This is a genomic window from Nisaea sp., assembly GCF_034670185.1.
In the GTDB taxonomy this organism is placed as follows: Bacteria; Pseudomonadota; Alphaproteobacteria; order Thalassobaculales; family Thalassobaculaceae; genus Nisaea.
The window spans coordinates 347,160-372,357 of record NZ_JAXMNY010000004.1; the positions used below are offsets into that span (position 1 = coordinate 347,160).

Below are 25,198 nucleotides of genomic sequence, written 5' to 3' on the forward strand. Positions count from 1 at the left end.
TTCCTGACCCAGGGCCGCCTGCGGCCCCTATACCAAACACCATATCCTGTGAAACATGGCCGAGTGCCGTTACGATTCTCTTAAGAGCCTACGGCGGGGTCTTAATCAGATCACAAGTCCGTTGCGCTGCACCCCGGCTCGCGACAATCAGACAGCATTCTTCATTCGGCCAAGCCGCGTCGGGTGCAGAACTCCGTTATTTGCCGAAATTTCAATAATTTGACGCTTCAGCACCCGATTCAATTGGGTTAGCCTGTTTACGGGCGGGCTCAAGCGTTCGGTGGCGGGAGGAAATCGCATGCGCGATAAGTTGCACACCTTGAAGCAAGAACTTGTCGACGGCGTGATCGCACTCGCAGAAGAGCGGATCGCCAAAGACAAGCAGGCCGAGGCCAAAAGCTTCATCAGGCAGTTCTACGAAAATGTCGCGCCTCAGGACATTTTATCCGAAGAACCGGAAGACCTGTTCGGCAGTGCGTTGTCGATCTGGGCTTTCGGCAAGGTGCGTACGCCAGGCACCGCCAAGATCCGGGCCTACAATCCAAAGTTCGAATCCACCGGATGGCAATCACCTCACACAGTGATCGAAATCGTCAATGACGATATGCCGTTCCTGGTGGACTCGGTCACCACTGCGTTGATGTCGCTGGATCTCACCGTTCATCTTGTCATTCACCCGATCCTGAAAATCGAACGGTCATCCGCCAGCAAGGTTCAAAACCTTCTGGATCGTGACAATGTCAGCGACTGCATGATCCGGGAATCCTTCATGCAGCTGCGCATCTCCGAGCAGAGCTCGGCAGAGGTCCTGTCCAATATCGAGGCCGAGCTACACTCTGTGCTTGATGATGTGAGGGCTTCCGTCGAGGACTGGCGGACGATGCGGGAGAAGGTACTCGACGTCGTCACCGAGATCGGTGTGCGCGAGACCCCGCACAATCGTGAGGAAGTAAGCGAGGTCATCGATTTCCTGCGCTGGATTGAAGACAATCACTTTACCTTCCTCGGGTATCGCGAGCTGGACTATGTCGGCAGCGGCAAGAGCGCGCATATGGAGGTTGTCACCGGCTCCGGCCTCGGCATCCTGCGTAAACCGGAGACCAGCGTATTCGGTGGCTTACGGGATTTCGGCAAACTTCCCGAGGATGTAAGACGTTTCCTGACCAGCCCAGACCTGCTGCTGATCATGAAGGCGAACCGGAAGGCCCGGGTCCATCGCCCTGTCTATATGGACACGATCATCGTCAAGAAGATCGACAAGACGGGCAAGGTCACCGGCGAGCACCGGTTCATCGGTCTCTTCACGTCTGTCGCCTACAATCAGAGTCCCGGCGAAATTCCGATGCTGCGGCAAAAGGTGCAGCGGATCGTCTCCCGAGGAGGTTTCGCGCAGGAGAGTCATGACGGCAAGGCTCTGATCAACATCCTTGAGACCTATCCGCGCGATGAGCTGTTTCAGGCCAGCGAGGATGCCTTGCTGACCACGTCAATCGGGGTTCTGCACTTGCAGGAGCGGCAGAAAACCGCGCTCTTCGTGCGTTCCGATCCGTTCGAACGATTCGTTTCTGTAATATTATTTGTCCCACGCGATCATTACACGACCCAGATCAGGGAACGGTTCGCAGACATTCTCGCGCAGGCCTTCAAGGGCCATGTTGCGGCTTTCTATACACAGATGTCCGAATCCGTCCTCGCGCGCCTTCAATTCATTATCGCAACGGAACGGGGGGCGGTTCCCGAAGTCGACGTCGAGGAACTTGAGCGTCGCCTTGCGGATGCCGCCCGGTCCTGGTCCGACAAGCTCCATCAGGCCCTGATCGAAGCAAAGGGCGAGGAGCAGGGCAACGCGCTGCACCGTCGATACCAGGACGCCTTTCCCTCTTCTTACCGTGAAACATATTCCGCCCAAGGCGCGATTTTCGACATTGAGCGGATCGAGGAAACCATGGCGGACGGAAGTCTCGCCATGAATCTCTTCCGCCCCATCGGATCTGAAGAGACCCAGCTCTACCTCAAGTTTTTCCACATCGACACGCCGGTGCCGCTCTCCGACGTCATGCCGATGATCGAAAATATGGGTGTCCGCGTCCTGAGCGAGCATCCTTATGAAGTCGTCTCCAAGGACCTCTCCAACGCTGTCTGGATCCACGATTTCGAGATGCAGCTCCGCAGCGGGCAAAGCGTCGATATCGAGGCCATGCGCCAACCGTTCCATGACGCCTTCGAAGCCGTCTGGACCGGCAAGATGGAGAATGACGGGTTCAACATCCTCATTCTGCAGGCCGGCCTGACATGGCGCGAGGTCGCCATGTTGCGGGCCTACGCGAAATATCTGCGTCAGGCAGCTTTCACGTTCTCCCAAACCTATATGGAAGAGACGCTGGCGGAAAACGCGTCCATTGCAAAGCTGCTGGCCCGTCTGTTCGACGTCCGGTTCAATCCGGCAGTGGAAGAAGCCAAACGTGCCACTACAACGAGCGAGATCCTGGCCGAGATCGAGGCGGCACTCGACAATGTCGCCAATCTCGATCAGGACCGGATAATCCAGCGCTATCTCAACCTGATCCTGTCAACGATGCGGACCAACTATTACCAGCCTGGCGCAGACGGGAACCCGAAGCCCTACATTTCGTTCAAGCTGGACAGCCAGGCCATCGAGGATCTGCCGCTACCGCGTCCTCTAGTCGAAATCTGGGTGTTCTCGCCCCGCACCGAGGCCGTGCATCTGCGCGGCGGCCGGGTGGCCCGCGGCGGTATTCGCTGGTCGGACCGCAGGGAGGATTTCCGGACCGAGATTCTCGGCTTGATGAAGGCACAACAGGTGAAGAATGCCGTCATCGTTCCCGTCGGCTCAAAGGGCGGATTCGTGGTCAAGCGCCCACCGGCGGACGGCACCCGCGAGGCCATGCAGGCCGAGGCGATCGAGTGCTACAAGACGATGATGCGCGGCATGCTTGATATCACCGACAATATCTCCGGCACCGATATCATTCCGCCGGAACATGTCGTCCGGCATGACGAAAACGATCCTTATCTCGTGGTCGCCGCCGACAAGGGCACCGCCACCTTCTCCGACATCGCCAACGGCGTCTCGCAGGAATATGGCTTTTGGCTCGATGACGCTTTCGCATCGGGCGGTTCCGCCGGATACGATCACAAGAAAATGGCCATCACGGCGCGCGGCGCGTGGGAATCGGTGAAGCGCCATTTCCGGGAAATCGGCATCAACATCCAGACCACGGACTTTTCCGTGATCGGTGTCGGCGACATGAGTGGTGACGTCTTCGGCAACGGCATGCTGCTGTCGAAGCACATCAAGCTGATCGGCGCCTTCAACCACATGCATATCTTCTTCGATCCCACCCCGGACGCAGCGAAGACCTGGACCGAGCGCCAGCGGCTGTTCGATATGCCGCGCAGCAGCTGGACCGATTACGACACCAAGCTGATTTCCAAGGGAGGCGGGATCTATCCGCGATCGCTGAAATCGATCGAGACCACGCCGGAGATGAAGTCCGTGCTCGGTATCAAGGCGGACAAGGTGACGCCGAACGACCTGATCCGGGCGATGCTGATGGCCCAGGTCGACCTGCTCTGGTTTGGCGGGATCGGCACCTACATCAAGGAGAGCAGGGAAACCAACGCCGACGCCGGCGACCGGGCAAACGACTCGCTGCGCATCGACGCCAAGGAGATTGGCGCGAAAGTCGTCGGCGAAGGCGCAAATCTCGGTGTCACGCAGCGTGCGCGCATCGAATATGCGCTGGGCGGCGGGCGGATCAACACCGACGCCATCGACAATTCTGCCGGTGTCGACTGCTCGGATCACGAGGTTAATATCAAGATCCTGCTCGGCGCAGTCGTCACGGATGGCGATATGACCCGAAAGCAGCGGGACAAGCTGCTTGAGGAAATGACCGACGAGGTCGCGACCCTGGTGCTCAAGGATAATTACGATCAGAGCCAGGCCCTGACCATGGCGGTCACAGAAGGTACCGCTCTACTCGACGCCGAAACCCGGCTGATCCGGGAGCTGGAGCGCAGTCACCTGAAGCTGAACCGGGCGGTCGAATTCCTGCCCGACGACGAAACGCTGTCGGAACGCATGGCGGACGGACAGGGCCTGACCAGACCGGAACTCGCTGTCCTGTTGGCCTATGCGAAGATGGAGCTATACGACGAGATCCTGCCCTCCGATCTTCCGGACGACCCGATGCTGGCAGAGGATCTGATCCGGTATTTCCCGGCCCGCCTGCACGGCAAGATGAACGACACGATCCGCAGCCACCGGCTGAAGCGCGAGATTATCGCGACATATGTCGCCAACAGCATGATCAACCGGGTCGGCGCCACTTTCGTCAACGCGGTACGCGAGCAGACCGGCGATGCATCACCAGATATTGCCCGGGCCTACACCGTCGCCCGGGACGTGTTCGGCATCCGCCGCCTCTGGTCTGCGGTCGAGGATCTCGACAACAAGGTTCCCGCAGTCGTGCAAACCGAGATGCTGCAGGATATCAAACGCCTGGTGGAACGGGCTGCGGTCTGGTTCCTGCGAAGCGAGCGCCGGCCGCTTGATCTCCAGGCTCTGACAGGAACTTATCTCGACGGCGTCGCCGAACTGACGGCGGAGCTCGACACGGTATTGACCGACTCCCATCGCGAAGCTGTCCAGAAGAAAGCGGCGGAGCACGAGGCCGCCGGGGTGCCGAAGGAACTGGCCCGTGGCGTTGCCAGTGCCGATATCCTGATTTCCGGCTGCGACATCGTCCGGCTGTCCGGCCAGACCGGGGAAAGCGTGCTGCAGGTGGCGGAAGTCTATTTCGCGGTCGGGCATGAATTCTCGCTCGACTGGCTGCGGGAGCGTGCCGATCACGTGGTTGCAGAGTCGCACTGGCAGAAGATGGCCGTGGCCGCCATCGTCGACGATTTCTATAGTCACCAGTTCCAGCTTGCCCAGAACGTCCTGGCGGAACGCAGCAATGGAAAGAGCAAGAAGGCGTCGGCCGAGGCTCTCATCGAAAAATGGTCGGATACACGCGGCGATGCGTCAGCCCGGATGGATCGGCTGCTGGCTGACTTGCGGGCTGCCGACGGCGTCGATCTATCCATGCTGGCTGTAGCGAACGGCCAGTTCCGCTCGTTGCTCGCACACTAACCTCGGCGGATCGGTCTTCGTGGAATCCGGTCAACCCTCCGGCCCCGGATATCCGGGTCGGCGCGCAGCACTCTCCTGGTGCCTGTTCGATTGGGCGAATTCCCCTCTGCCGACGGTGATCATCACCTTCGTCTTTTCAGCCTATTTTGCACGCGGTGTGGTCGGAGATGAGGTCGCGGGCACCGTGCTCTGGAGCCAGGCCCTGACTATCGCGGGTCTGACCGTCGCCGTGCTGGCACCGATACTGGGGGCCATTGCGGACCAGACCGGGCCGAAAAAACCATGGCTGGCCGGCTTTTCCGCAATTGGCATCCTGGCCGCCGGGGCACTCTGGTTCGTCCATCCGGACCCGGCGGATACGATGCTTGCCCTGATCGCCGTGGGGCTGGTGCTGATCGGCACCGAGTTCGCCAATATTTTCTACAACGCCATGCTGGCCCGCGTCGCATCGCCAGAGCGGCTCGGCCGGGTCGGCGGCTGGGGTTGGGCGCTCGGCTATCTCGGCGCTATCGTCTGCCTGCTGATCGCCCTTCTGGGGTTCGTTCAGGCCGAGACACCGCCCTTCGGGCTGGACAAGGCAGAGGCGGAGCATGTCCGGGCAACCGCCCTGCTGGCGGCCGCCTGGTTCGTGATCTTTTCCATTCCGCTGCTGAAATACGTGCCGGACGATGAGCGGCAAGCTCTGTCCGTTCCCGCCGCCGCGCGTGCGGGGCTGAAAAGCCTCTGGCAGACCATCCGATCACTCCGGGAAGATCGTGATCTCTGGGTCTTCCTGATTGCCCGCATGCTCTATGCCGACGGCCTCGCCACCCTGTTCCAGTTTGGCGGCCTTTATGCCGCCGGCACCTTCGGGATGAGCTTTGCTGAAATCATCCAGTTCGGCATTGCCCTCAACGTCACGGCCGGAATCGGCGCTTTCGGCTTTGCCTGGGTCGATGACCGGATAGGCGCCAAGCCGACCATCGCTATTTCGCTGGTCGGCCTGATCAGTTTCGGGTTTGCCGTGTTGCTTGTCGAGGACGTCGCCTGGTTCTGGGTATTCGCCCTGGCCCTCGGCATCTTCGTCGGCCCGTCCCAGTCGGCGAGCCGGACCCTGCTGACCCGCATGGCCCCGGCAGAGAAACGCACGCAGGTCTTCGGTCTCTATGCGTTGTCTGGAAAAGCCACGAGCTTCCTAGGACCAGCCCTGCTCGGCTGGGCCACACTCACCTTCGACAGTCAGCGCGCGGGCATGGCGACAATTCTCGGCTTCTGGATCGTCGGCCTTGCCCTGCTTGCGTTGGTCAGGCCCGCATCTCCGCGCGCACCTGCTGCCTGAAGACGTCGATCGACACGGGGTTACCACCGCGCTCAACGTGCCAGAAGGTCCAGCCGTTGCAGGCCGGCGCCCCCTGTACCGCCGCGCCGACGGAATGGATCGAGCCCTTGGCACTATCCGAGACCAGCGAGCCGTCCGGACGCACCTTGGCGAACCAGCGGCGGCGCTGGTCGAACAGAACCTCGCCCGGGTTGAGCATGCCGCGCTCGACGATATTGCCGAACGGCACGCGCGGTTCGGTCCGCTTGGTCTCTACCGCCAGAAGACTGTCATCCTCGATCCGCTTGACCGCAGCGATGCGGTCCATGGCGATCTCGGCATATGTCTGCTCGCGCTCAAGCCCTATAAAATGCCGCCCCAGCTTCTTTGCAACCGCGCCGGTGGTGCCTGAGCCAAAGAAAGGATCGAGCACCACGTCGCCCGGCTTGGAGGTCGACAAAAGCACGCGCGACAGCAGGCTTTCCGGTTTCTGCGTCGGGTGTGCCTTGCGGCCATCCACCTTGATACGCTCTGCTCCGGTACAAAGAGGCAGGTGCCAGTCGCTGCGCATCTGCTGGTCTTCGTTGAAGGCCTTCATGGCATCGTAGTTAAACGTATACCGCTTGCTGTCCTCGCTCTTCGAACACCAGAGCAATGTCTCATGCGCGTTGGTGAAACGGCGCCCGCGGAAATTCGGCATCGGGTTGGTCTTGCGCCAGATGACGTCGTTCAGGATCCAGAAGCCGAGATCCTGCAGGACCGAGCCGACCCGGTAGATATTGTGATAGCTGCCGATGACCCAGAGCCCGCCATCGTCCTTCAGGACGCGGCGCACCGCCGTGAGCCAGTCGCGGGAGAACTGGTCATAGGTCTGGAATGTATCGAACTTGTCCCAGTCATTGTCGACCGCATCGACAATTGAGTTGTTGGGTCTGAGAAGCTCGCCCTGAAGCTGGAGATTATAGGGTGGATCTGCAAACACCAAATCCACCGATTTCTCCGGCAGTTTATTGATCAATTCAATGCAGTCGCCGACCAAAATCTGGTCCAGCGGCAGCGTGTCTTGCGCCGTCATATCGTCCGTCCGTGCCAGGAAAGATGGCTGGAGTCTCCGGTATCCGGCGAATCGCGTCAAGGCGTCGGTTTCTTTTTACTAAATAGAGTCAAATACTTACAAGGCAAACACAAGATATGGTGTGAAGAAGAGTGCTGACTTCAGGTCAGAGTGTGTCGCCATCGGCGAGAAGTGCTTCGCGGACCGGCCGGAAGGACCGCCGGTGATGATCCGTGACACCGTGCGCGGCGATGCCCGCCAGATGCTCGGCCGTGCCGTATCCGGCATTACGCTCCCAGCCGTATCCGGGATGGACCTCCGCCAGCGCACACATGGCATTGTCCCGATGCACCTTGGCGATGATCGAGGCGGCCGCGATGCTGAGCGATTTAAGATCGCCCTTCACCACCGCACGGGCCGGAACAGGGACAGGCGGCAAGCGATTGCCGTCGATCAGGTATAGATCCGGAGTTTTATCGAGACGCTGGGACAGAGCAGCAGCCGCCCGTCCCATCGCAACGTAAGTTGCCTGCAAAATGTTGATGCGGTCGATCTCCTCGACCTCGGCGACGCCGATGCCATACGGGATCCGACCAACAAGCGCCTCGGCAATCAGCTCGCGCTTGGCCGCACTCAGCTTTTTGGAGTCCGTGACGTCCCTGAAAAAGGGTTCATTGTGCAAGGCAAAAGGGATATGCACTGCCGCCGCCATAACAGGCCCAGCGAGCGGCCCGCGCCCGACCTCGTCAATCCCGACAATCACGGCACCCTGGTCAGCACCGGCTTCGATTTCCAGACTGAAATCAGACAAATAACTCATTCCTGAGGTACAAAACAGGGATCGGACCCTACCTGAATTTCCGTTTGATACCAAGTCACTACGCGGTCATTCCGGGGAGGGCAGCACCGGGTCTGCCGTCGTTTCGCATCCGGCCCTACGAAATAGTCCTCCCGGGCGCTACACCTAGCTACCGCCAGGAAGTAAACCACGAAATATTGTATCCATGACATGGTTCTGCTTGCGGCGGCACGGCAAGACAACGACCTAATTCAGCCGAAAGCCCGAAAACGGGCGCTGCTGCAAGGTTACGCCGATGCTCGAAGACTGGATCGCCGGGTTTGTCATTTTCGCCCTCACCCTCAGCCTGACACCCGGGCCGAACAACACGCTCTTCACGGCGTCCGGGGTCAATTTCGGAATCTCCCGCACAGTGCCCCACATCCTCGGCGTTGCCGTTGGATTCCCGGCCATGCTTGCCGCCGTGGCGCTCGGCCTCTGGTCGCTGCTGAGCGCTGTTCCGGGACTGCTGGAAGCCCTGCGCTACGTTTCCATCGCCATCCTCATCTATCTCGCCTGGAGGATCGCTGGCGGAGCCGCCGGGAAAATCGGCCGCCCGGAGCGGCCCATGCGGTTCTACGAGGCTGCCGCCTTCCAGTGGGTGAACCCCAAGGCCTGGCTGATCTCGGCCAGTGCCATGACGACCTTCAGCGGTGTGGCTGCCAACGGCTCTCCGGACATCACCTCCCGGCTGCCTCTGATGTGCGCGCTGTTCTTTGCCATCGTGATTCTCTCCGGCTTCACCTGGGCCGGGATCGGCGCCGGTCTTTCGCGCTGGCTGCAGGACGGCATCCGGCTCAGGATCGCGAATAGTGTGCTCGCCCTGCTGCTGCTCTCGTCCCTGTTTCTGGCCTGATTAAAGCAGGCTGAGCTGGTCGCCTGCGCGCGGCGGGACCACGAACCTGTCCATGCGCAGGGACGGGAATGACCCAGCCAGCCCCACGCGTTTCTTCGCCACCTCGAAGCGGCGGTGAATCAGGGCAGCGTAAGGCCCACTGCCGCGCATCCGCTCGCCCCACTCCGCCCGGTAAAGGTCCCCGTCACGGGTCTGGCGGATCAGCGAATAGACCCTGTCCGCCCGGTCCGGAAAGTGCTGCTCCAGCCATTCCCGAAACTGTTCCTTGATCTCATGCGGCAGCCTCAGAAGGATATGGCCGACGCCGCGTGCACCGGCTTCCGCCGATGCCTCCACCAGCGCCTCAATTTCCCCGTCATTGATCGCCGGAATAATCGGCGCCGCCAGGACATGAACCGGAATGCCTTCCGATTTAAGCGCATGCACCACGTCCAGCCGCCGTCCCGGCGTTGCCGCCCTCGGCTCCATGATGCGGGCAAGGTGCCGATCGAGTGTCGTGATGCTGATCGCCACGGACACCAACCCGCGCGCCGCCATCGGCGCAAGAATGTCGATATCGCGGGTGACCAGCGCCGACTTGGTGACAATCGAAAGCGGGTGGCCAAAATCGGACAGGACCTGCAGCACCTCGCGGGTGATCCTGTGCTCTTTCTCGATCGGCTGATAGGGGTCGGTATTGGTCCCGAGCGCCATCACGTCCGGCTTGTAGCCGGGCTTTCTCAGCGCGTCGTCGAGCAGGGTCGCGGCATCCGGTTTCGCCAGCAGCTTTGTTTCAAAATCGAGCCCCGGCGAATAGCCGAGATAGGCATGGGTTGGCCGGGCAAAGCAGTAGATGCAGCCATGCTCGCAGCCACGATAGGGATTGATCGAGCGGTCGAACGGAATATCGGGGGATTTGTTCCGGGCAATGATCGTGCGGGATGCATCGATCCCGACCTCGGTCCGTGGCCGGGCATCCAGGTCAGGAAAATCGGCGGAAGCACCCTGGAACGGATTATCTCCGGGCCAGCCGCCAATGACCCGCTGGCGCTGTTCCTGCTCGAACCGGCCGCTGACATTGCTGACCGCACCACGCCCCTTGTGCGGAGAACGCTGGATAATGTCCGGGTCCGGTGCATCCGGTAGATGAAAATCGGGATCGACCATGGCCGGATGATAAATCCAGCAATGGAACAAAACAAGAACAATCAGTTTTCCGAGGGTGGCTCGTCACTTTCCATACGATGCCGGTCGAGCCGTTCCGATGCCTGATCGCGACGCGCGGAGGCGGCTTCGTCTCCGACCCGCTGTTCTTTCGTGCGACCGAATTTCAGTCTGTTGTCGGCAGCTTTCTCTCCGGCGGCCTCACGGGTCTTCCGCTTGCGCGCCTGCCGCAGATTGACGATCTTGCCACTCATTCGGCCCTCCTCACCGCACACATTATGGCGGCCTAGTCCAGCACCAGCTTATCCGGCCCCCGCCATTCCCGGCGCACTCGTTCCATGGTCTCCGGCCGCGCCATCCGGCGCAAGCGATCCACCACACCTGACAGCATCTTGTCACGCTGGCTCGCATCGCCGCTGTGCGACACCAGACCCTCGTTCTCGGCGTACCAACGGCAGCCCCATGTCGTGGTCCGCAGCCAGGTCAGGCGACGGAATGGCAGGAACCAGGGCTCCAGCACGCGCGCAAGCGACGGCGGCACCGCTGTCCGATAGGTATCGTAGAAATCCGCGACATCCTCATTGCTGGGCTCTCCACTCACGTCCGGGTCCCAGGTAACGGAGGTATAGAGGCTGGCATGCGCGAGATCGATTGCCGGAGATCCGTACTGGGTCTTCTCCATATCGACGAAGATCGCGCGGCCATCCTTCTGAACGACGTAGTTGCCGGGATGCGTATCGGTCAGAACAAGGGCCGGTGGCAAGGGCGCCCTGCCATGCTCGGCCGCGAAATCACGGGCCCATTTGCGTTCTTCATCGAGAATGGCGCGTGCCTGCCGGTCCTGCACCAGGGCCGGGATGTAATCCGCCTGATCCTCGATCAGACTGACGAGTGCCTCCACCGGGCGCGCCGTCCAGGCGAGCGGAGCCGGATCGTCCGGCGTCGGCAAACGGTGCACGCTGGCCAGAGTCTCGGCAATCTGCAGCAGGTCCTTCGAAAGATCCACCGCCCGGCCCTCGACCGCATCGACGATCAGCGCACCGTTCGGTAGCCGCGGGCTCGGATCGAGATGGCCGTGAAGAACTGGCGTATGGCGGCTTGGGCCGGCACGCCGGAAGCATTCCGCCTGCAGGGACAGCGCATCCTCCGGGGTCACGTCGCGCCGAACCAGGCGCGGGACACGAGCCAGCAGGCGCTTGCCTTTCCACGACCGTTCACCGAGCAGGACGTGATCATGGGTCAACCCGCGTGCCGGCAACCTGATCAGATCTTCGAGAGCAAGCATGGGGAAGGTCTTGAGCTTCATCAGCTCGGCGTGGAGATTACGCAGGTCGGGGTCGGTCGTCATGGCCGCGAATGCTCTGAAATGCTCTAATTGGGGCTCCCTGCCGTGCTGGCGGGATCAGTTGCACCTCTGTTAACACACCAGATAGCGCAGCGGAAAGTTAAGGACCGGTCTTGGGATCATCGGACACATCGAAGAATGAAGATCTCTGGCGGGTGCCGCTGCCCGGCGCCCTCGGGCCACTGGACGCGCACGGCCGGCGCATCGGCTCACCGGCGCCGGATCTGTCGATCAGCGTCATCATCCCCTGTCTCAATGCAGAGAAGGGTCTGAAGCGCACTCTCGACGCGCTGGCAAGCGCCGAGCGTGCCGGCTTCACCCCGGAAATCATCATTGCCGATGGCGGCTCTACCGACGCGACACGGGACATCGCCGAGGCGGCCGGCGCCAGGGTGATGGATTGCGCCCCCGGCCGCGGCATTCAGCTTGCGGCCGGCGCCAGGGCGGCCAAGGGAGACTGGCTCCTCTTCCTGCATGGGGACACCGCCCTGGAGCGAGGCTGGGCATCGAGCGTCATGGTGTTCACCAGCAATGACCGGAACCGCGAGCGCGGGGCGGTCTTCACCTTCGCGCTGGACGACGACAGCCCGGCGGCCCGGCGGCTGGAGCGCATGGTGCGCTGGCGCAATCGCTGGCTGGGCATACCTTATGGCGATCAAGGCCTGCTGATCCATCGGCGCTTCTATCGCCGGCTCGGCGGCTACAAGGAGATCCCGCTGATGGAGGATGTCGAGTTCATCCGCCGCATCGGAATGAGCCGCCTCGCCCTGTTCGATATCCGGGCCGTCACCTCTGCGGAACGCTACGTGCGGAGCGGCTATCTCCGGCGCGCCCTGCGCAACCTGTTCTGCCTGACGCTTTTTTTCCTTCGGGTGCCGCCCCGGCTGATCGCCCGGATCTATAACTGACCGATGGTGCGCAAGACTCTCATCATTTTCGCTAAAACCCCGCGCCGGGGGCTGGTGAAAAGCCGTCTCGCCCGGGATATTGGCGGCGGCGCCGCGACCCGCTGGTACCGTCTGAATCTTGCCCTGACCCTGCGACGGCTTGGCCTCACGAAGCGCTGGGATTGCCGCATCGTCGCGGCTCCCCACCACGCGGCCGCCTGGCCGTGGCCGAAGCCCTGGCGGTTCAGCCATCAGACGCGCGGTGATCTCGGCCAACGGATGCTCAAGGCTCTGCGGAGCGCCGGCAAGAGCCACACTGTGCTCATCGGCAGCGATATTCCGGGGATCGAGGCGCACCACATCACGGCGGCTTTCAGGGCACTTGGGCAGAATGAAGCGGTGTTCGGGCCTTCAGCCGATGGCGGCTACTGGCTGGTCGGCTTCTCTCCGCGCTACAGGGGCAATCCGTTCACGGATGTCCGCTGGTCCACTGAGTGGGCGCTTGAGGATACGTTGGCCGGTCTCCGGTCAGGCACGAAGGTCGATTTTGTCGCGGAAATGCAGGATGTGGACGAAGGCCCGGATCTGGCCGCAGCAATAAGCCGCGTCAGCCGGAGCGCCCGAACAGCTCGTGCTCGCGCAGGCGGGGCATGATTTCGACGAAATTACAGGGCCTGAACCGGATATCGAGCTGATTTGCCAGGATATCGTCCCAGGCATCCTTACAGGCGCCGGTGGAACCAGGCAGGGCGAAAAGATAGGTGCCGCGGGTAACGCCCGCGATAGCCCGCGACTGGATGGTCGAGGTGCCGATCTTCTGGAAGCTGAGCCAGCGGAACAGCTCGCCAAAGCCTTCGATTTCCTTCTCGAAGACGGAGCGGAAAGCTTCCGGCGTCACATCCCGGCCGGTCAATCCGGTGCCGCCGGTCGAAATCACCACGTCGATACCGTCATCCTCGATCCAGGATGTCAGCTGCCCGGCAATCGCCGGAACATCGTCCGTCACGATTTTCCGGTCCGCCAGAATGTGACCGGCACCGGTCAGGCGCTGGACCAGCGTGTCGCCGGAACGGTCATCATCAAGATTTCGGGTATCCGAGATCGTCAGGATTGCAATGTGGACAGGAACGAACGGACGGGATTCGTCAATTCCGGGCATGTTTCGGACCGCCAGGCTGCTGCGAAATGTCTATCGACTCATAACGCGGCCAGGATCCGGCGGCAATGTGATCCAGCGACGGCGCCGGCTGGCCAAGACGCAGCCGGTACATCCACAGATTGGTCAGGACCCGCTCGATGAATTCACGTGTCTCGTGCCGCGGAATGGATTCGATGAACAGCAGGGGATCTTCCTTGAAATCGATCTTCCGCGTCCATTTCCGAAGCGTGCCGGGGCCCGCATTATAGGCCGCCAAAAGCTGGAACAGACCTTCATTGACACTGTCCTGCTTCAGCAGGTGGCCGACATATTCCTGTCCGAGCTTCAGATTGAGGGACGGATCCAGCAACGCCTTGCGTCCATCCCGGCTGCGGAAACTGCGATCTTTCGCTACGAAGGCCGCCGTGCGCGGCATGATCTGCATAACGCCAATCGCCCCGCGCCCGCTGCGCGCCGTCGCGCTGAACTTCGATTCCTGACGGGCGATGGCATAAATCAACGCCTTGTCGATGCCCGCGATGGAATCGAGTTGCCAGTCAGGCAGGGGATAAAAGGCCGCGTAGTAGGGCCGATCGCCCCGCGCCTTAAGGATTCCGGCGATTCGCATGGCAAGGCCCGGCATACCGTTACCGGCGGCGATTGTCATGATCGCACCGTGCATGAAGTCGGGCAGCACTGGATAGAGACGCCGCAATTCTTTCTCGGCGAGCTCGGTCCGGCCGACCTGCAACAAAGCAAAGGTACGCTGACCACCCTGAGAATTCAGCAATGCGTCCTGGGTGTCCTCGTCCAGCTCCGGCAGAGTCCAGTCGAGCGGCATGTCGATGCCAAGAGCCCGGCGCGCCAGCAGACCGTAGAAAGTCGCCGAGTGGGTTGCCGCCTGGGCCAGCCAGAGTGTCGCCTGCCGTGGGCGCCGTTCGGCAAGATGCGCGCGCGATGCCCAATAGGCACCGGCAGCCTTCACCCAGCGGGAAACGTCGGGTGCGCGGGCGAGAGATTCGAAATGTTGAGAGGCCTCGTCATGCCGGCCCTCGCGCCAATGCGCCAGACCAGCCGTCCAGTGCGCGGTAGGGATCAGGCCTTTTGAAAGCTTGATGCTTTCGTTAGCGTAACGAATGGCTTTATCGTCAACATTGAAGACAAAATAGCCATGCGCGATCTCTGCTAGCGCATGGGCGCGGTCTGTGCCGCCGAGAGAGCGTCCAGCCTTGGAATTGAGATATTTGACTCCGCCCGTTGGGTATCCGTTACGAACGAAGCGCCGGATTTCACGGATCACACGGCGTCCCTGACGGGACACTTTGGGGCCGTTGCGGGACAGGTGCTGCTGCGGTTCGACCGCGCCATTCACCTGCGATGCTCCACTGCCGTTCAGATAACCCTTCTGCGGGCGAGCGGGCGCTTTCCAGCTCTTCGGTTTCCGGCGCAGGGCCAGCCGATAGATCTTGCGGGCACCCGGATGGTCCGCGTAATGCGCCATCCAGTCTTTTAGTTCCTTGTAGGTGGACCGATAGGCCGTCGGGTGCATGTAGCGCTGATAAAGCACGTGACCCATCAGGACACGGTTCTCAAGCGCTGCGATCAGCTTGTCGGCGGCACTCCAGTTTCCGGCTTCCTGAAGGGTGAAGATGGCCTGATACCGCTCCGCATCCAGCGCGCTGACAATATCGTAGTGGACACGCGGCACCGCCGGGTCCGTATCCACGACACCAAGCGCGGACGCGCGCGACGGCATTGCATCGCCGCGAGCCGCGGCCGCTGCAGGTCCGGCATGTATCGAAATCGCCGTGGCAATGCCAAGAATCGCACTCGCGACCAACGGCATGGAGAACCACCTGAACCGGCGAGTATTCGGTTTCACAACTTCGCTCATAACCACGCTAAGTAGGCCATGCGGAGACCAATCTCAAGCAGCGATTTCGCTAAGCGCAAGCGTGTCAATTACCACAACTACTTAAATATGAACTTTGATGTAATGAGTGAATACATGGTAATACCTTGCGCAATATCAATTAGTTACAAGGTAAATATAGTATTAAGAGAACAGACGAGGCTTTCTTATCAAATTGATCAAATTAATCACTCTAATTTATTGAATAATTTGCTTTATTGTCAATAAATCACGCCATGCCAGAGCCTTCTGACCGGTCGACCGGAGCAGGAAAGCCGGGTGAAATAACGGCACGGCCGGTAAAGCCTGTTCGAGGCCCGGATCCGCGAATTCGAAGCGCCGGCCACGCAGCCGCATGATCCCCTGGCGTTGATCCAGCAGGGCTTTCGCCGCCGTCCCTCCAACTGGAACGATAATACGGGGGCGGACAAGAGCTATATGCCGACGGATGAAAGGCAGGCAGATCGCGATTTCCGCTGCGGTCGGCTCCCGGTTCCCCGGTGGGCGCCAGGGCAGAATATTGGTGATATAGGCGTTTTCAGCCCTATCCAGGCCGATCGACGCCATCATCCGGTCAAGCAACCGGCCGCTCGCTCCGACAAAGGGACGGCCCTGCCGGTCTTCCTCCGCGCCAGGCGCCTCTCCGATGAACATGACGTCAGGCGTCTCGACGCCCTCGCCGAACACGAGATTGGTGGCCGTCACCTTGAGCGGGAATCCCTCGAGGCTCTCCAGTGCCGCCCGCAATTCTTCAAGGGACTGGGCGGCACCGGCAAGCGCGCTGGCTGCTTTATCCGTCGCAGGCTCGGCAGATACCGGCCTCTGGACTTGAGCGGCAGACGGGGCTTGATCTGCAGGTGGAGCCGAGGCCGGGGCGTTTTCCGCCCGGGACGCCGGAGCCAACGCTGCCTCGGACGCAGCGAACCAGTTGGTTTCCGCATCGCTGATCGCCTCGTCAGCGCCCATCTCGACATACCACTCGAGCAGTGCCTCTGGCGGCATTGCATTCTGTTCCGGCGAAAAACCCACTGAATCCGTTCCTTCAATCTTGCCGCACGGCCTCTCGCGTCGCTTGTCGCGACAAAACAGCTGTGCCAAGTAAGACAGTAACCTGTGTAAGAAACGATTTGGAGAGGTTCATGGAACGCGAGTCGATGGAATACGACGTCGTTATCGTCGGGGCCGGTCCCTCCGGCCTTTCGGCTGCCATTCGGCTGCGCCAGCTTAGTGCGGAGCACGGTCAGGACCTGAGCGTCTGTGTGCTGGAAAAAGGCTCGGAGGTTGGTGCCCACATTCTGTCTGGAGCGGTGATGGAGCCGCGGGCAATGGCTGAGCTGTTCCCCGACTGGCAGGAGCGCGGTGCGCCCTTGAACACGCCGGTGACCCAGGACCGGTTCATGTTCCTCACCCGCACGTCCGGCATCCAGATGCCTTGTCCGCCGCAGATGAACAACCACGGCAATTATATCGTCAGCCTCGGCAATGTCTGCCGCTGGCTGGCCGAACAGGCCGAGGCGCTGGGTGTCGAGATCTACCCCGGCTTTGCCGCTGCCGAAGTGCTCTATGACGAGAACGGCGCGGTGCGCGGTGTCGCCACCGGCGACATGGGCATCGGCAAGGACGGCGAGCAGACCGCGAACTACACCCAGGGCATCGAACTCCATGCCAAGCAGACGCTGTTCGCCGAAGGCGTGCGCGGATCGCTGACCAAGACACTGTTCGAGCGCTTCGATTTGCGCGAGGGCGTCGACCCGCAAACCTACGGTCTCGGCATCAAGGAGCTCTGGGAAGTCGATCCGGCAGTGCATCAGCAAGGTCTGGTGGTGCATACCGTCGGCTGGCCGGTGGACGGCAAGACCTATGGCGGCTCCTTCCTCTATCATCTGGAAAACAACCAGGTCGCGGTCGGCTATGTGATCGGTCTCGATTACGAGAACCCGCATCTGAGCCCGTTCGAGGAATTCCAGCGCTACAAGACGCATCCGAAGATTCGCCCCTTCTTCGAAGGTGCCCGGCGGATATCCTACGGTGCGCGCGCCATCAACGAAGGCGGCTTCCAGTCCATCCCGAAAATCACTTTCCCGGGCGGCGCCATCCTTGGCTGCTCCGCCGGTTTCCTGAACGTGCCGAAGATCAAGGGCTCGCACACGGCGATGAAGTCCGGCATGACGGCCGCCGAGGCCCTGTTCGACACCATGAAGGACGGTGCCGGTGCCGGGTTGGAAATCTCCGATTACCGGACCAGGATGGAGAAAAGCTGGGTCTGGGACGAGCTGAAGGCGGTGCGTAATATCCGTCCCGGCTTCAAGGCCGGCTTCCTCATGGGCATGGCGAATGCCGGGGTCGAGACCCTGTTCAAGGGCAAGAGCCCCTGGACCCTGCACCATCACCATGACCATGAAAGCCTGCGTCCGGCGGCCCAGTGCGAGAAAATCGCCTATCCGAAACCTGACGGAAAGGTGAGTTTCGACCGGCTCTCCTCCGTGTTCCTATCGAACACGAACCATGAGGAAAACCAGCCGGCGCACCTCACCCTGAAAGACCCGAGCGTCCCGGTAGAGTACAACCTCGCACTCTACGACGCTCCGGAGCAGCGCTATTGCCCGGCAGGCGTTTACGAGATCATGCGGGACGACGACGGCTCGAACCCGAGGCTGCAGATCAACGCGCAGAACTGCGTGCACTGCAAGACCTGCGATATCAAGGATCCGACCCAGAATATCAACTGGGTGGTGCCGGAAGGCGGCGGTGGTCCGAACTATCCGAATATGTGATCGGCTGAATACTCGAACGCGGAACGGCGACAAGCCGGAGACGGAGGCAAACCGAATGACTGGATCAGGATCGCGAAAAGGGGCCGCTACGCTTGCGGTTCTGGCGGCTCTGTCTCTTTCCGCCTGTGCCGGAATGGGGTCGGGTGGGCCGGGTGCACTGCCTGATATCCCCGTCCGGAACACCGTCTCCGGAGACTACCTGAACGCCCTGCATGCCTACAGAAACAGCGACCTCAGCGCCGCCGCCCAGAACTTCGCGGCGGTGCTTGAGGCCGATCCCGGCAACCCGGGGCTGATGCAGCGCACCTTCCTGGCGAAAGTCGTCGACGGGCGGACGGACGAGGCACTGGGTCTGGCCGAGGAGCTGATCAAAAGTCAGGGCGGGAACGCTTTCGGGCGTCTCGCCCTCGCACTCTCGGCTCTGAAACAGAACGATTACGATGGCGCGCGCAGGCACCTCGATGCGCTCGCCGAATCCCGGCTGACCCAGGTCATGCGCCCGCTACTGCTCGCCTGGGTGGAAGCCGGAATTGGCAATTGGCAGGCAGCCGATGCCCATCTCGACCGAATACGCAAACAGGGTGGCTTCAGCCTGCTCGCAGATCTCCACGCGGGATACATCGCCGCGCTGAAGGGCGATTTCGAAGCTCTGGATACTTCTTTCAAAGCAGCCCTGAAGGCCATGGACCGCCCGCCAGCGCGTCTCCGGATAGGCGCGGCATTGCATTACGCGAAACTCGGTCGCGTCGACATGGCCCGGGAAATTCTGGCGGCCGGCGATCTGTCGGATCAGAACATGACGGCGCTTTCAAAGGCTCTGTTCGCCGCAGAAGCCGGTCAGGAAGCCAAGGGTCTCGTCTCAAACGCCAGCGACGGCGTCGCGGAAGCGCTGTTCGATATCGCCAGCGCTCTGCAACGGGACCGGGGCAGTGAGATTGCGCTGATTTACGCCCGCTTCGCCCTCTATATGCGGCCAGATTTCCCGCTTGCCCGGCTGCTTGTCGGCGAAATTCTCGACGATCGTGGCCGGCATGGCGATGCCTTGAAGATCTATGCAGGCATCGGCGAAGATTCCATCTATCACATGATGGCCCGGCTCCGGTCTGCCTCCGCATACGATGCCGAGGGTGACCGGGACAGCGCCCTTTCCGTCCTGCAGGATCTGGCAAAGACCTATCCGGACAACGGGACAATCCTTGTCCGCCTGGCCGATACATTGCGGGCTGGAGAGAACTGGGAAGCGGCGATTGCGGCCTACGACAAGGCCTTCGATAAACTCGGAGGAGCCGCGACACAGGACTGGACGCTCTACTACACACGGGGCATCGCGCTCGAACGGGCGAAAAAATGGGAGCGTGCGGAATCCGATTTCCTGGCCGCCCTGAAGCTCGCGCCGGAGCAGCCGTATGTCATGAATTACCTCGGCTATTCATGGGTCGAACAGGGCCTCAACCTCAAAGAAGCGCAGACTCTGATAGAACGCGCCGTCCAGCAGCGTCCGGATGACGGCTATATCGTGGACAGCCTCGGCTGGGTCCTCTACCGCACCGGCCAGCACAAGGAAGCGGTCCCCCACCTTGAACGCGCCGTTCAGCTCCGGCCGGGCGATGCCGTCATAAACGATCATCTCGGCGATGCCTATTGGCAGGTCGGACGCCACCGCGAGGCGGCTTATCAATGGCGCCGCTCGCTGGAAATGGACCCTGATTCCGAGCTGGCCGCGCAACTCGAACGGAAGCTTCGTGACGGACTAACCTCGGAAACGGGCAAACACTCAGCAGACAATGGCTAAAACAGGCTATTCCGCCACCCTGATCGCTCCCGCCAAGCTCAACCTCAGCCTCACTGTTCTGGGCAAACGTCAGGATGGCTTCCACGATCTGATCAGCCTGGTTGCTTTCGCGGACCTGCATGACGTGCTGTCAGTGACGTTGGCAGAGACCGCGGTTGACCAACTCACGGTAGCGGGCCCCTTTGCCAGGAGCCTTGACCGGGACAATCTCGTCCTGAAGGCGATCTCGGCCTTCCGCGACACAATCGAGGCGGTGCCGCCGCTTTCGATCACGCTGCACAAAATCATCCCTGTTGCCGCAGGTCTTGGCGGAGGATCGGCCGACGCGGCCGCGATCCTGCGGTTGCTGGCCCGGGAACATGGCCTGACCGCCATGGCTCCGTCCATTCAGGCGATTGCCGCCGGGCTCGGCGCTGATATTCCGGTCTGCCTTGAATCCCGATGCCGGTATATGCGCGGCACCGGAACGACCCTGGATCCTCGAGAAAGCGGGTTTGCCCGCTATCCGGCTCTGCTGGTCAATCCGGGGGTTGCTGTCCCCACCGGGGCCGTATTCGGGGCGTTGGGCGCGGAAAAGAAAGCCGTTAGAGACGCTTCGGTCCCGCACGGCCTTACGGAGGAGATCCTCGCCGGTAGAAACGATCTCGAAGCCCCCGCCATCGCGGTGGCTCCAGAGATAGGTCCGGTATTGCGTACATTGTCGGGCCTGCCGGGTGCTCTCGGCGCACGTCTGTCCGGCAGCGGCGCCACCTGCTTTGCGCTTTTCAAGACCGATAGCGCGCGGGATGAGGCGGCTGAGCTGTTCCGGCTGACTTTTCCGGCATACTGGATACATGCGGGCGCACTCAGGAACTGGGAGACGGATTCCCTGTTTCCGGAGGCACCGGCGGTTTCAGGCTAAGGCGTGGCCGCTTTCAGTTCCTCAAGCAGAATTGTCGTCGCCTCGCCGCTTTCATCCATGCCGGCAGACAGCTCGAACTCACGGATAGCGGCGCGGGTCTTCGGCCCCATCAAACCGTCAATGCGTCCCGAGTAAAAGCCAAGACGGGTGAGCTCTCCCTGAACCGCGGCGACCATAGCTGCCGGTGCGTCGGCTGCGGTTTGCACCCCGTCCGCGCCATTCAAGGTCGAGCTGTTTTCTCCTGACGTCTCGCCGCTGCCCGAGAGCATTTCAATGGCTCGCTGGTCGCCGGCTTCCGCGGCGGCGCTGAACAGCTCAAGAGCTTTCTTCTTGTCCTGCGCCACGCCGAGACCTTCATCGGTCATCACGGCAAGATTATAGAGTGCCCGTGCCATGCCCTGTTTGGCAGCGGCCTGAAACCAACGGGCGGCTTCCCCGAAATTCAGCGGGATACCCCGGCCCTCGGCATACATCACACCGAGATTGTACTGGGCGTTCGGATGCCCCTGCTCGGCAGCGATATGGTACCAGAGCAGTGCCCGGACATCCTCCTGCCGGACGCCCTGTCCGGTTTCATACAGCACTGCGAGATTGTACTGCGCACCAGGCAAGCCCTGGATCGCGGCTTCCCGCAAGAGTTCCGCGGCCCGTTCGGGGTTTTGCGTGCCCGCCGCGCCGGTCAGATAAGCCAGGGCGAGATCATGCTGAGCCTTTGCGTCTCCGGCGTCGGCACTCTGCTCAAGCGATTTCCGCTCTCCTTGCTGTAGCCCGGCTTGAGACGATGCGGACGCCCCCATATCGACCGGATCTTTCGCGCCCGATGCCGGCAATGCAGGGGCGGGCGGCGGCACGGCTTCCGAGACTTTAGGCGCGGGTGCCGCGTCAGGCACCGGAACCGGCGGTTCACTTGGCGCGGGCATCGGAGCGATCTCGCCCGCGGATACAGGTGCCGTTTCTTCAACCGGTGCCGGTGTGGCCGTTTTCGGCTCCGCTGGTGCTGTCTCCGCAGGCTCCATTGGTGCCGGCGCTGCGGTCTGCGGCGCATCTCCTTCGTCGCCGGACGGCGCGGAACTGACGGACTGATCAGGCTGTGCGGGCTCTTCAGGCGGCGTTGCCTCCACCGCATCGTCCATCGCTTTTTCAGGGGCTAGTTCAGGCGCGGGAGCTTCGGGATGATCTGGGCCAAGCAACGCTGTCCTGGCCTGCTCGATCATTGGCGCAACGCGCGCCGCCGCATTCTCCCAGATGTGGGCCGCCCCTTCCGCGATGTGATGTGCAGCCGGCTTCAGACGGCTGTCCAGGTCATGCCGCAGCGGTCCCAGCCCAAGCTGACCGGCAAAAACATAGAGCCCGACCGCCAGAGCGACGGCGAGGCCTGTCGTTCCCAGAAGAATCTTTCGAAGCCCACGTTTGCGCTGACGCCGGGTGACGCGCGCGACCTCACCGATCACTGCACCGGGAGCAGATTCAAAAGCGTTTTTCTGTAGTCCGCGGAACGCCATCGGAAGCGCGAGAGGCGGCGCCGGCTCGCTTTCCGGTGGTGGCGCGTCGATGACAATTTCCGCCGGACCGAGATCGCCTGTCGGCGGCGGCGGGTCCCCGTCGACGGCATCGACCGCATCGACCTCACCGGCAAGCGCCCTCAGACGGCGATCGATCTCCCGGGCGCGATCCGTCTCTTCGACGGGAAGCATCGGCACATCGAGACTGTCGAAGTCCGTAGCCAGATCGTGAGACGGTGGAGGCGGCGCCTGATCCGGGTCCGGCGCTACGCTCGGTGCCACACTGGGCGCCGGTGCATCATGCATTTCCGGTTCGAGCTCTTCGAAAGGCTCGTCAAAGGTCTCCGGCGGGAGTTCCGGGCCGAAATCATCGTCGACTGCCTCATCCAGCCCGAGGGCCCCGGCATGTTCGGGCTCCTGCTCGCCAGGCGCCGCTCCGATGCGTGCCTGGCCCGACCGATCTTTCTCGACGGAAACCATCCGCTCGGCCAGATCGAGCAGAGCGAGACCCATGGGGCGCAATGCACGATCAAGCCGGTTCGTCGAGGCGTCCAGCTCCCGGTCAATGATATCGAGCAGGGCCTGGTCCGTCAGGCCAGGCGCAGCTGTCTTCTGCTTTGCCTTATCGGTCGGTGCGGGTGTGGCTGCGACCGGCCCCTTATCTTTACCAGCATCGTCTTTGCCGGCATCGCGTGGCCGCTGCCCGCCATGGACACGGATCGCATGATCTATCCAGGAGCCGATGGTCTGCTGATCCCGTTCCGCCGCAGCACGAGCGATATCACGGATATCTTCCTCGATACCCTTCACACTCCATGTCGTCGGCTTTCGGACCACCGGCACTCCTCACGATGCAGGATGCGCGGGTTTACGGGTAACAGTCGGAGTAGTGGTCCCTCCGAGCCCGCCTAACCTATCGCTTTTGTTCAATTTATACAGTTCTGGAAAGTAGCGCTACCCACGACGGAAGAGGCGCGAGAAGAATCCACGGCCGCGCCTGGAGCCGGGCAGAACGGTTTGCTCTACCCTGCCCAACCGTTCAGACAAGCGCATCACCGCGCGCTCTATGGGCGCCGTGGAAAAAGACGCTTCGCCCTCCGCAATCATCGCAGGCTTCGCGTCGATCCGGTCAATCTCAGCAGCGAGGGACTCGATCTTGGCAAGGATTGGCTCGAAACGGGCAAGCGTCTTGTCTTCTACCGTGTTGAGCCGCTGTTGCAGATCACGGAGCCGACTTTCAAGGGAATCAACACGCTTTTCGATCGCATCCGCTTCTTCGCGAGACACGCCGGGCGGCTGAGGCGCGGGCACTGGCATCTGTTGTGGTTGGTGCATCGGCGGCGGGTAGCCGCCATTCGCAGGTACTGGCGGTGCCTGTACTGACGGCGCGGCCATGGCCGGGGGCGGATGCTGGGCGTTGCGGAACTGCCACGGATAGGCTGCGGACGCATTTCCAACCATCCCTTTGTCCACGGCCTCTTCCGCAACACTCCACTGCCCGCGTCCGAAAGCAAAGCGGGGGTCTACCTGGCCGCTGCGCTGGCGCTGCTGTGGGGGATGATCGCGCGGCCCGGGTTCTTGAGGGTGCCGATGATCTTCCTCATCAGGCATGCGGGGCCGTTCCGCAGGAGGCTGTTCAGGCGGCGACGGCTCTTCAGACGCATGGCGGATCTGTTCGCTCAGCCAGACACCAATCGGCACGCCCGCTTTACGGGCCGCGATCTTCGCAACCTCGCGGTCTTCCGCCGAGATACCTTTTACGCTCCAGGGGGATTTACCTGACAACCGACACCCTGCCTTTATCTTGTTTCGGAGGCCGGGCCACCGAATGGTCACCAAAGGAGCGGAAAAATACCAAAGGTTACCCGGTAAGGCAAGGGTTTCTGTGCACTACGCGCAAATCGAATGCCCAAATATGACCGGCCTTCCGACCGGCCTAAGGGGCTGTGGAGATGAGAGCTACCAGCCATCCAGACGGCGTGGATCGGCATTATCGAGGACGCGCTCTTCCAGCCGGTCCTCGACCCTCGCATCCCTCTCCTCGATCCGGGTCAGCCGACGGGAGAGCCGTTCGATGATTTCCTGCAATGGGCCGACCATGTGCGCGACGCGCTCTTCGGACTCATAGATCCGGGTCCGGACAGCCTCGCGCACCGTTTCTGCATCCGTCTCGGCCCCGCCGGACAGAGGAGATTCGTCCTGCACCGGAACACTCTCCGGCACGGTTTCCGGTTCCTGTTCCGGGCCAACATCCCGGATTGCCCGGCTGACCCATTCTCCGATGGTCATGCCTTGCTGGGCCGCCGCCTTTTTCGCGATTTCCCGCGCTTCGGGCGACACGCCCTTCAGGCTCCACGGCAAGACAGGTTTGGACATGATTATCCTCATCCCCAAAAAGCGAAATAATCTGAGGAGTCTAGCTGTTTCGGATCAAGATGTTAAGGGAGCAGAGCCGAAGCAGTTGCATGGATTTGGGTTTCTGATTATGTTCGCGCCCGATTGGGGCGTAGCCAAGCGGTAAGGCAGCGGTTTTTGGTATCGCCATGCGCAGGTTCGAATCCTGCCGCCCCAGCCATTCCATGAAATCCTCCCGACTGACAG

19 protein-coding genes and 1 tRNA gene are annotated in these 25,198 nt (G+C 61.6%); 9 read left to right on the forward strand and 11 right to left on the reverse strand.

Going from position 1 to position 25,198, the window contains the following annotated elements:
* Positions 1-298 precede the first annotated feature (298 nt).
* Positions 299-5,158, forward strand: a complete 4,860-nt coding sequence (locus VOI22_RS17995) for an NAD-glutamate dehydrogenase (protein WP_323797823.1) — start codon at positions 299-301, stop codon at positions 5,156-5,158.
* 19 nt (positions 5,159-5,177) lie between these two features.
* A complete protein-coding gene (locus tag VOI22_RS18000) occupies positions 5,178-6,476 on the forward strand; it encodes an MFS transporter (protein ID WP_323797824.1) in 1,299 nt (432 codons plus the stop codon).
* Here the strand turns inward: VOI22_RS18000 and VOI22_RS18005 are convergent.
* Together VOI22_RS18005 and VOI22_RS18010 are read right to left on the reverse strand one after the other, a co-directional pair.
* Positions 6,442-7,530, reverse strand: coding sequence for a site-specific DNA-methyltransferase (locus tag VOI22_RS18005; protein WP_323797825.1), 1,089 nt, complete (start codon positions 7,528-7,530; stop codon positions 6,442-6,444). The two genes, VOI22_RS18000 and VOI22_RS18005, sit on opposite strands and share 35 nt — an antisense overlap.
* A gap of 145 nt (positions 7,531-7,675) precedes the next feature.
* Complete coding sequence (locus tag VOI22_RS18010; protein WP_416366262.1) at positions 7,676-8,320, reverse strand: ribonuclease HII; 645 nt, start codon at positions 8,318-8,320, stop codon at positions 7,676-7,678.
* 283 nt (positions 8,321-8,603) lie between these two features.
* Between VOI22_RS18010 and VOI22_RS18015 the strand changes: the two genes are divergently transcribed.
* The gene (locus VOI22_RS18015; RefSeq protein WP_323797827.1) at positions 8,604-9,203 is read left to right on the forward strand and encodes a LysE family translocator; all 600 of its coding nucleotides are present in this window, start codon (positions 8,604-8,606) and stop codon (positions 9,201-9,203) included.
* On the opposite strand, the gene VOI22_RS18020 is transcribed toward VOI22_RS18015, so the two are convergent.
* From VOI22_RS18020 to VOI22_RS18030, 3 genes are read right to left on the reverse strand one after another with little or no spacing between them, the layout of a single operon-like run.
* Positions 9,204-10,349: a PA0069 family radical SAM protein gene (locus tag VOI22_RS18020; protein ID WP_323797828.1), complete on the reverse strand. Its 1,146-nt coding sequence runs from the start codon at positions 10,347-10,349 to the stop codon at positions 9,204-9,206. It abuts the gene before it with no gap.
* A gap of 41 nt (positions 10,350-10,390) precedes the next feature.
* A complete protein-coding gene (locus VOI22_RS18025) occupies positions 10,391-10,600 on the reverse strand; it encodes a DUF4169 family protein (protein ID WP_323797829.1) in 210 nt (69 codons plus the stop codon).
* Between the two features lie 32 nt (positions 10,601-10,632).
* Complete coding sequence (locus tag VOI22_RS18030) at positions 10,633-11,694, reverse strand: aminoglycoside phosphotransferase family protein (protein WP_323797830.1); 1,062 nt, start codon at positions 11,692-11,694, stop codon at positions 10,633-10,635.
* Between the two features lie 110 nt (positions 11,695-11,804).
* Between VOI22_RS18030 and VOI22_RS18035 the strand changes: the two genes are divergently transcribed.
* Both VOI22_RS18035 and VOI22_RS18040 read left to right on the forward strand, forming a co-directional pair.
* Positions 11,805-12,599, forward strand: coding sequence for a TIGR04283 family arsenosugar biosynthesis glycosyltransferase (locus VOI22_RS18035; protein ID WP_323797831.1), 795 nt, complete (start codon positions 11,805-11,807; stop codon positions 12,597-12,599).
* Positions 12,600-12,602: 3 nt separating this feature from the next.
* Complete coding sequence (locus VOI22_RS18040) at positions 12,603-13,232, forward strand: TIGR04282 family arsenosugar biosynthesis glycosyltransferase (RefSeq protein WP_323797832.1); 630 nt, start codon at positions 12,603-12,605, stop codon at positions 13,230-13,232.
* Here the strand turns inward: VOI22_RS18040 and moaB are convergent.
* The 3 genes from moaB to VOI22_RS18055 form a co-directional block, all read right to left on the reverse strand.
* Positions 13,186-13,737, reverse strand: coding sequence for a molybdenum cofactor biosynthesis protein B (gene moaB / locus VOI22_RS18045; RefSeq protein WP_323797833.1), 552 nt, complete (start codon positions 13,735-13,737; stop codon positions 13,186-13,188). The two genes, VOI22_RS18040 and moaB, sit on opposite strands and share 47 nt — an antisense overlap.
* Positions 13,724-15,562 (reverse strand): lytic transglycosylase domain-containing protein, encoded by a 1,839-nt coding sequence (locus VOI22_RS18050; RefSeq protein WP_323797834.1) that lies wholly within the window; start codon positions 15,560-15,562, stop codon positions 13,724-13,726. The genes moaB and VOI22_RS18050 overlap by 14 nt, the downstream gene beginning before the upstream one ends.
* Before the next feature lie 264 nt (positions 15,563-15,826).
* Entirely contained in the window at positions 15,827-16,657 is an 831-nt protein-coding gene (locus VOI22_RS18055; RefSeq protein WP_323797835.1) for a uracil-DNA glycosylase, read from the reverse strand.
* Positions 16,658-16,767: 110 nt separating this feature from the next.
* On the opposite strand from VOI22_RS18055, the gene VOI22_RS18060 reads away from it, so the two are divergent.
* Genes VOI22_RS18060 through VOI22_RS18070 form a run of 3 tightly spaced genes read left to right on the forward strand, consistent with a single transcriptional unit; the run spans position 16,768 to position 21,095 of the window.
* Entirely contained in the window at positions 16,768-18,402 is a 1,635-nt protein-coding gene (locus VOI22_RS18060; protein WP_323797836.1) for an electron transfer flavoprotein-ubiquinone oxidoreductase, read from the forward strand.
* A 55-nt stretch (positions 18,403-18,457) separates the two neighbouring features.
* On the forward strand, positions 18,458-20,194 hold the full coding sequence (locus VOI22_RS18065) for a tetratricopeptide repeat protein (protein ID WP_323797837.1): 1,737 nt from the start codon (positions 18,458-18,460) through the stop codon (positions 20,192-20,194).
* Positions 20,187-21,095 carry a 4-(cytidine 5'-diphospho)-2-C-methyl-D-erythritol kinase gene (locus VOI22_RS18070; protein WP_323797838.1) on the forward strand — a complete coding sequence of 303 codons (909 nt, stop codon included), beginning with the start codon at positions 20,187-20,189 and terminating at the stop codon, positions 21,093-21,095. The genes VOI22_RS18065 and VOI22_RS18070 overlap by 8 nt, the downstream gene beginning before the upstream one ends.
* Here VOI22_RS18070 and VOI22_RS18075 read toward each other — a convergent pair.
* The 3 genes from VOI22_RS18075 to VOI22_RS18085 form a co-directional block, all read right to left on the reverse strand.
* Positions 21,092-23,434 carry a peptidoglycan-binding protein gene (locus VOI22_RS18075; protein WP_323797839.1) on the reverse strand — a complete coding sequence of 781 codons (2,343 nt, stop codon included), beginning with the start codon at positions 23,432-23,434 and terminating at the stop codon, positions 21,092-21,094. The genes VOI22_RS18070 and VOI22_RS18075 overlap by 4 nt on opposite strands.
* Before the next feature lie 117 nt (positions 23,435-23,551).
* Positions 23,552-24,382 carry a hypothetical protein gene (locus VOI22_RS18080; protein WP_323797840.1) on the reverse strand — a complete coding sequence of 277 codons (831 nt, stop codon included), beginning with the start codon at positions 24,380-24,382 and terminating at the stop codon, positions 23,552-23,554.
* 174 nt (positions 24,383-24,556) lie between these two features.
* Positions 24,557-24,973 carry a hypothetical protein gene (locus tag VOI22_RS18085; RefSeq protein ID WP_323797841.1) on the reverse strand — a complete coding sequence of 139 codons (417 nt, stop codon included), beginning with the start codon at positions 24,971-24,973 and terminating at the stop codon, positions 24,557-24,559.
* A 124-nt stretch (positions 24,974-25,097) separates the two neighbouring features.
* Between VOI22_RS18085 and VOI22_RS18090 the strand changes: the two genes are divergently transcribed.
* Positions 25,098-25,172, forward strand: a tRNA-Gln gene (locus VOI22_RS18090).
* Positions 25,173-25,198 lie beyond the last annotated feature (26 nt).

Bases quoted from the DNA above. Each gene is read 5' to 3' on its own strand.
- VOI22_RS17995 (WP_323797823.1), top strand. From the start codon at position 299: ATGCGCGATAAGTTGCACACCTTGAAGCAAGAACTTGTCGACGGCGTG.
- VOI22_RS18005 (WP_323797825.1), bottom strand. From the start codon at position 7,530: ATGACGGCGCAAGACACGCTGCCGCTGGACCAGATTTTGGTCGGCGAC.
- VOI22_RS18015 (WP_323797827.1), top strand. From the start codon at position 8,604: ATGCTCGAAGACTGGATCGCCGGGTTTGTCATTTTCGCCCTCACCCTC.
- VOI22_RS18020 (WP_323797828.1), bottom strand. From the start codon at position 10,349: ATGGTCGATCCCGATTTTCATCTACCGGATGCACCGGACCCGGACATT.
- VOI22_RS18025 (WP_323797829.1), bottom strand. From the start codon at position 10,600: ATGAGTGGCAAGATCGTCAATCTGCGGCAGGCGCGCAAGCGGAAGACC.
- VOI22_RS18030 (WP_323797830.1), bottom strand. From the start codon at position 11,694: ATGACGACCGACCCCGACCTGCGTAATCTCCACGCCGAGCTGATGAAG.
- VOI22_RS18040 (WP_323797832.1), top strand. From the start codon at position 12,603: ATGGTGCGCAAGACTCTCATCATTTTCGCTAAAACCCCGCGCCGGGGG.
- moaB (WP_323797833.1), bottom strand. From the start codon at position 13,737: ATGCCCGGAATTGACGAATCCCGTCCGTTCGTTCCTGTCCACATTGCA.
- VOI22_RS18050 (WP_323797834.1), bottom strand. From the start codon at position 15,562: ATGCCGTTGGTCGCGAGTGCGATTCTTGGCATTGCCACGGCGATTTCG.
- VOI22_RS18060 (WP_323797836.1), top strand. From the start codon at position 16,768: ATGGAACGCGAGTCGATGGAATACGACGTCGTTATCGTCGGGGCCGGT.
- VOI22_RS18065 (WP_323797837.1), top strand. From the start codon at position 18,458: ATGACTGGATCAGGATCGCGAAAAGGGGCCGCTACGCTTGCGGTTCTG.
- VOI22_RS18070 (WP_323797838.1), top strand. From the start codon at position 20,187: ATGGCTAAAACAGGCTATTCCGCCACCCTGATCGCTCCCGCCAAGCTC.
- VOI22_RS18085 (WP_323797841.1), bottom strand. From the start codon at position 24,973: ATGTCCAAACCTGTCTTGCCGTGGAGCCTGAAGGGCGTGTCGCCCGAA.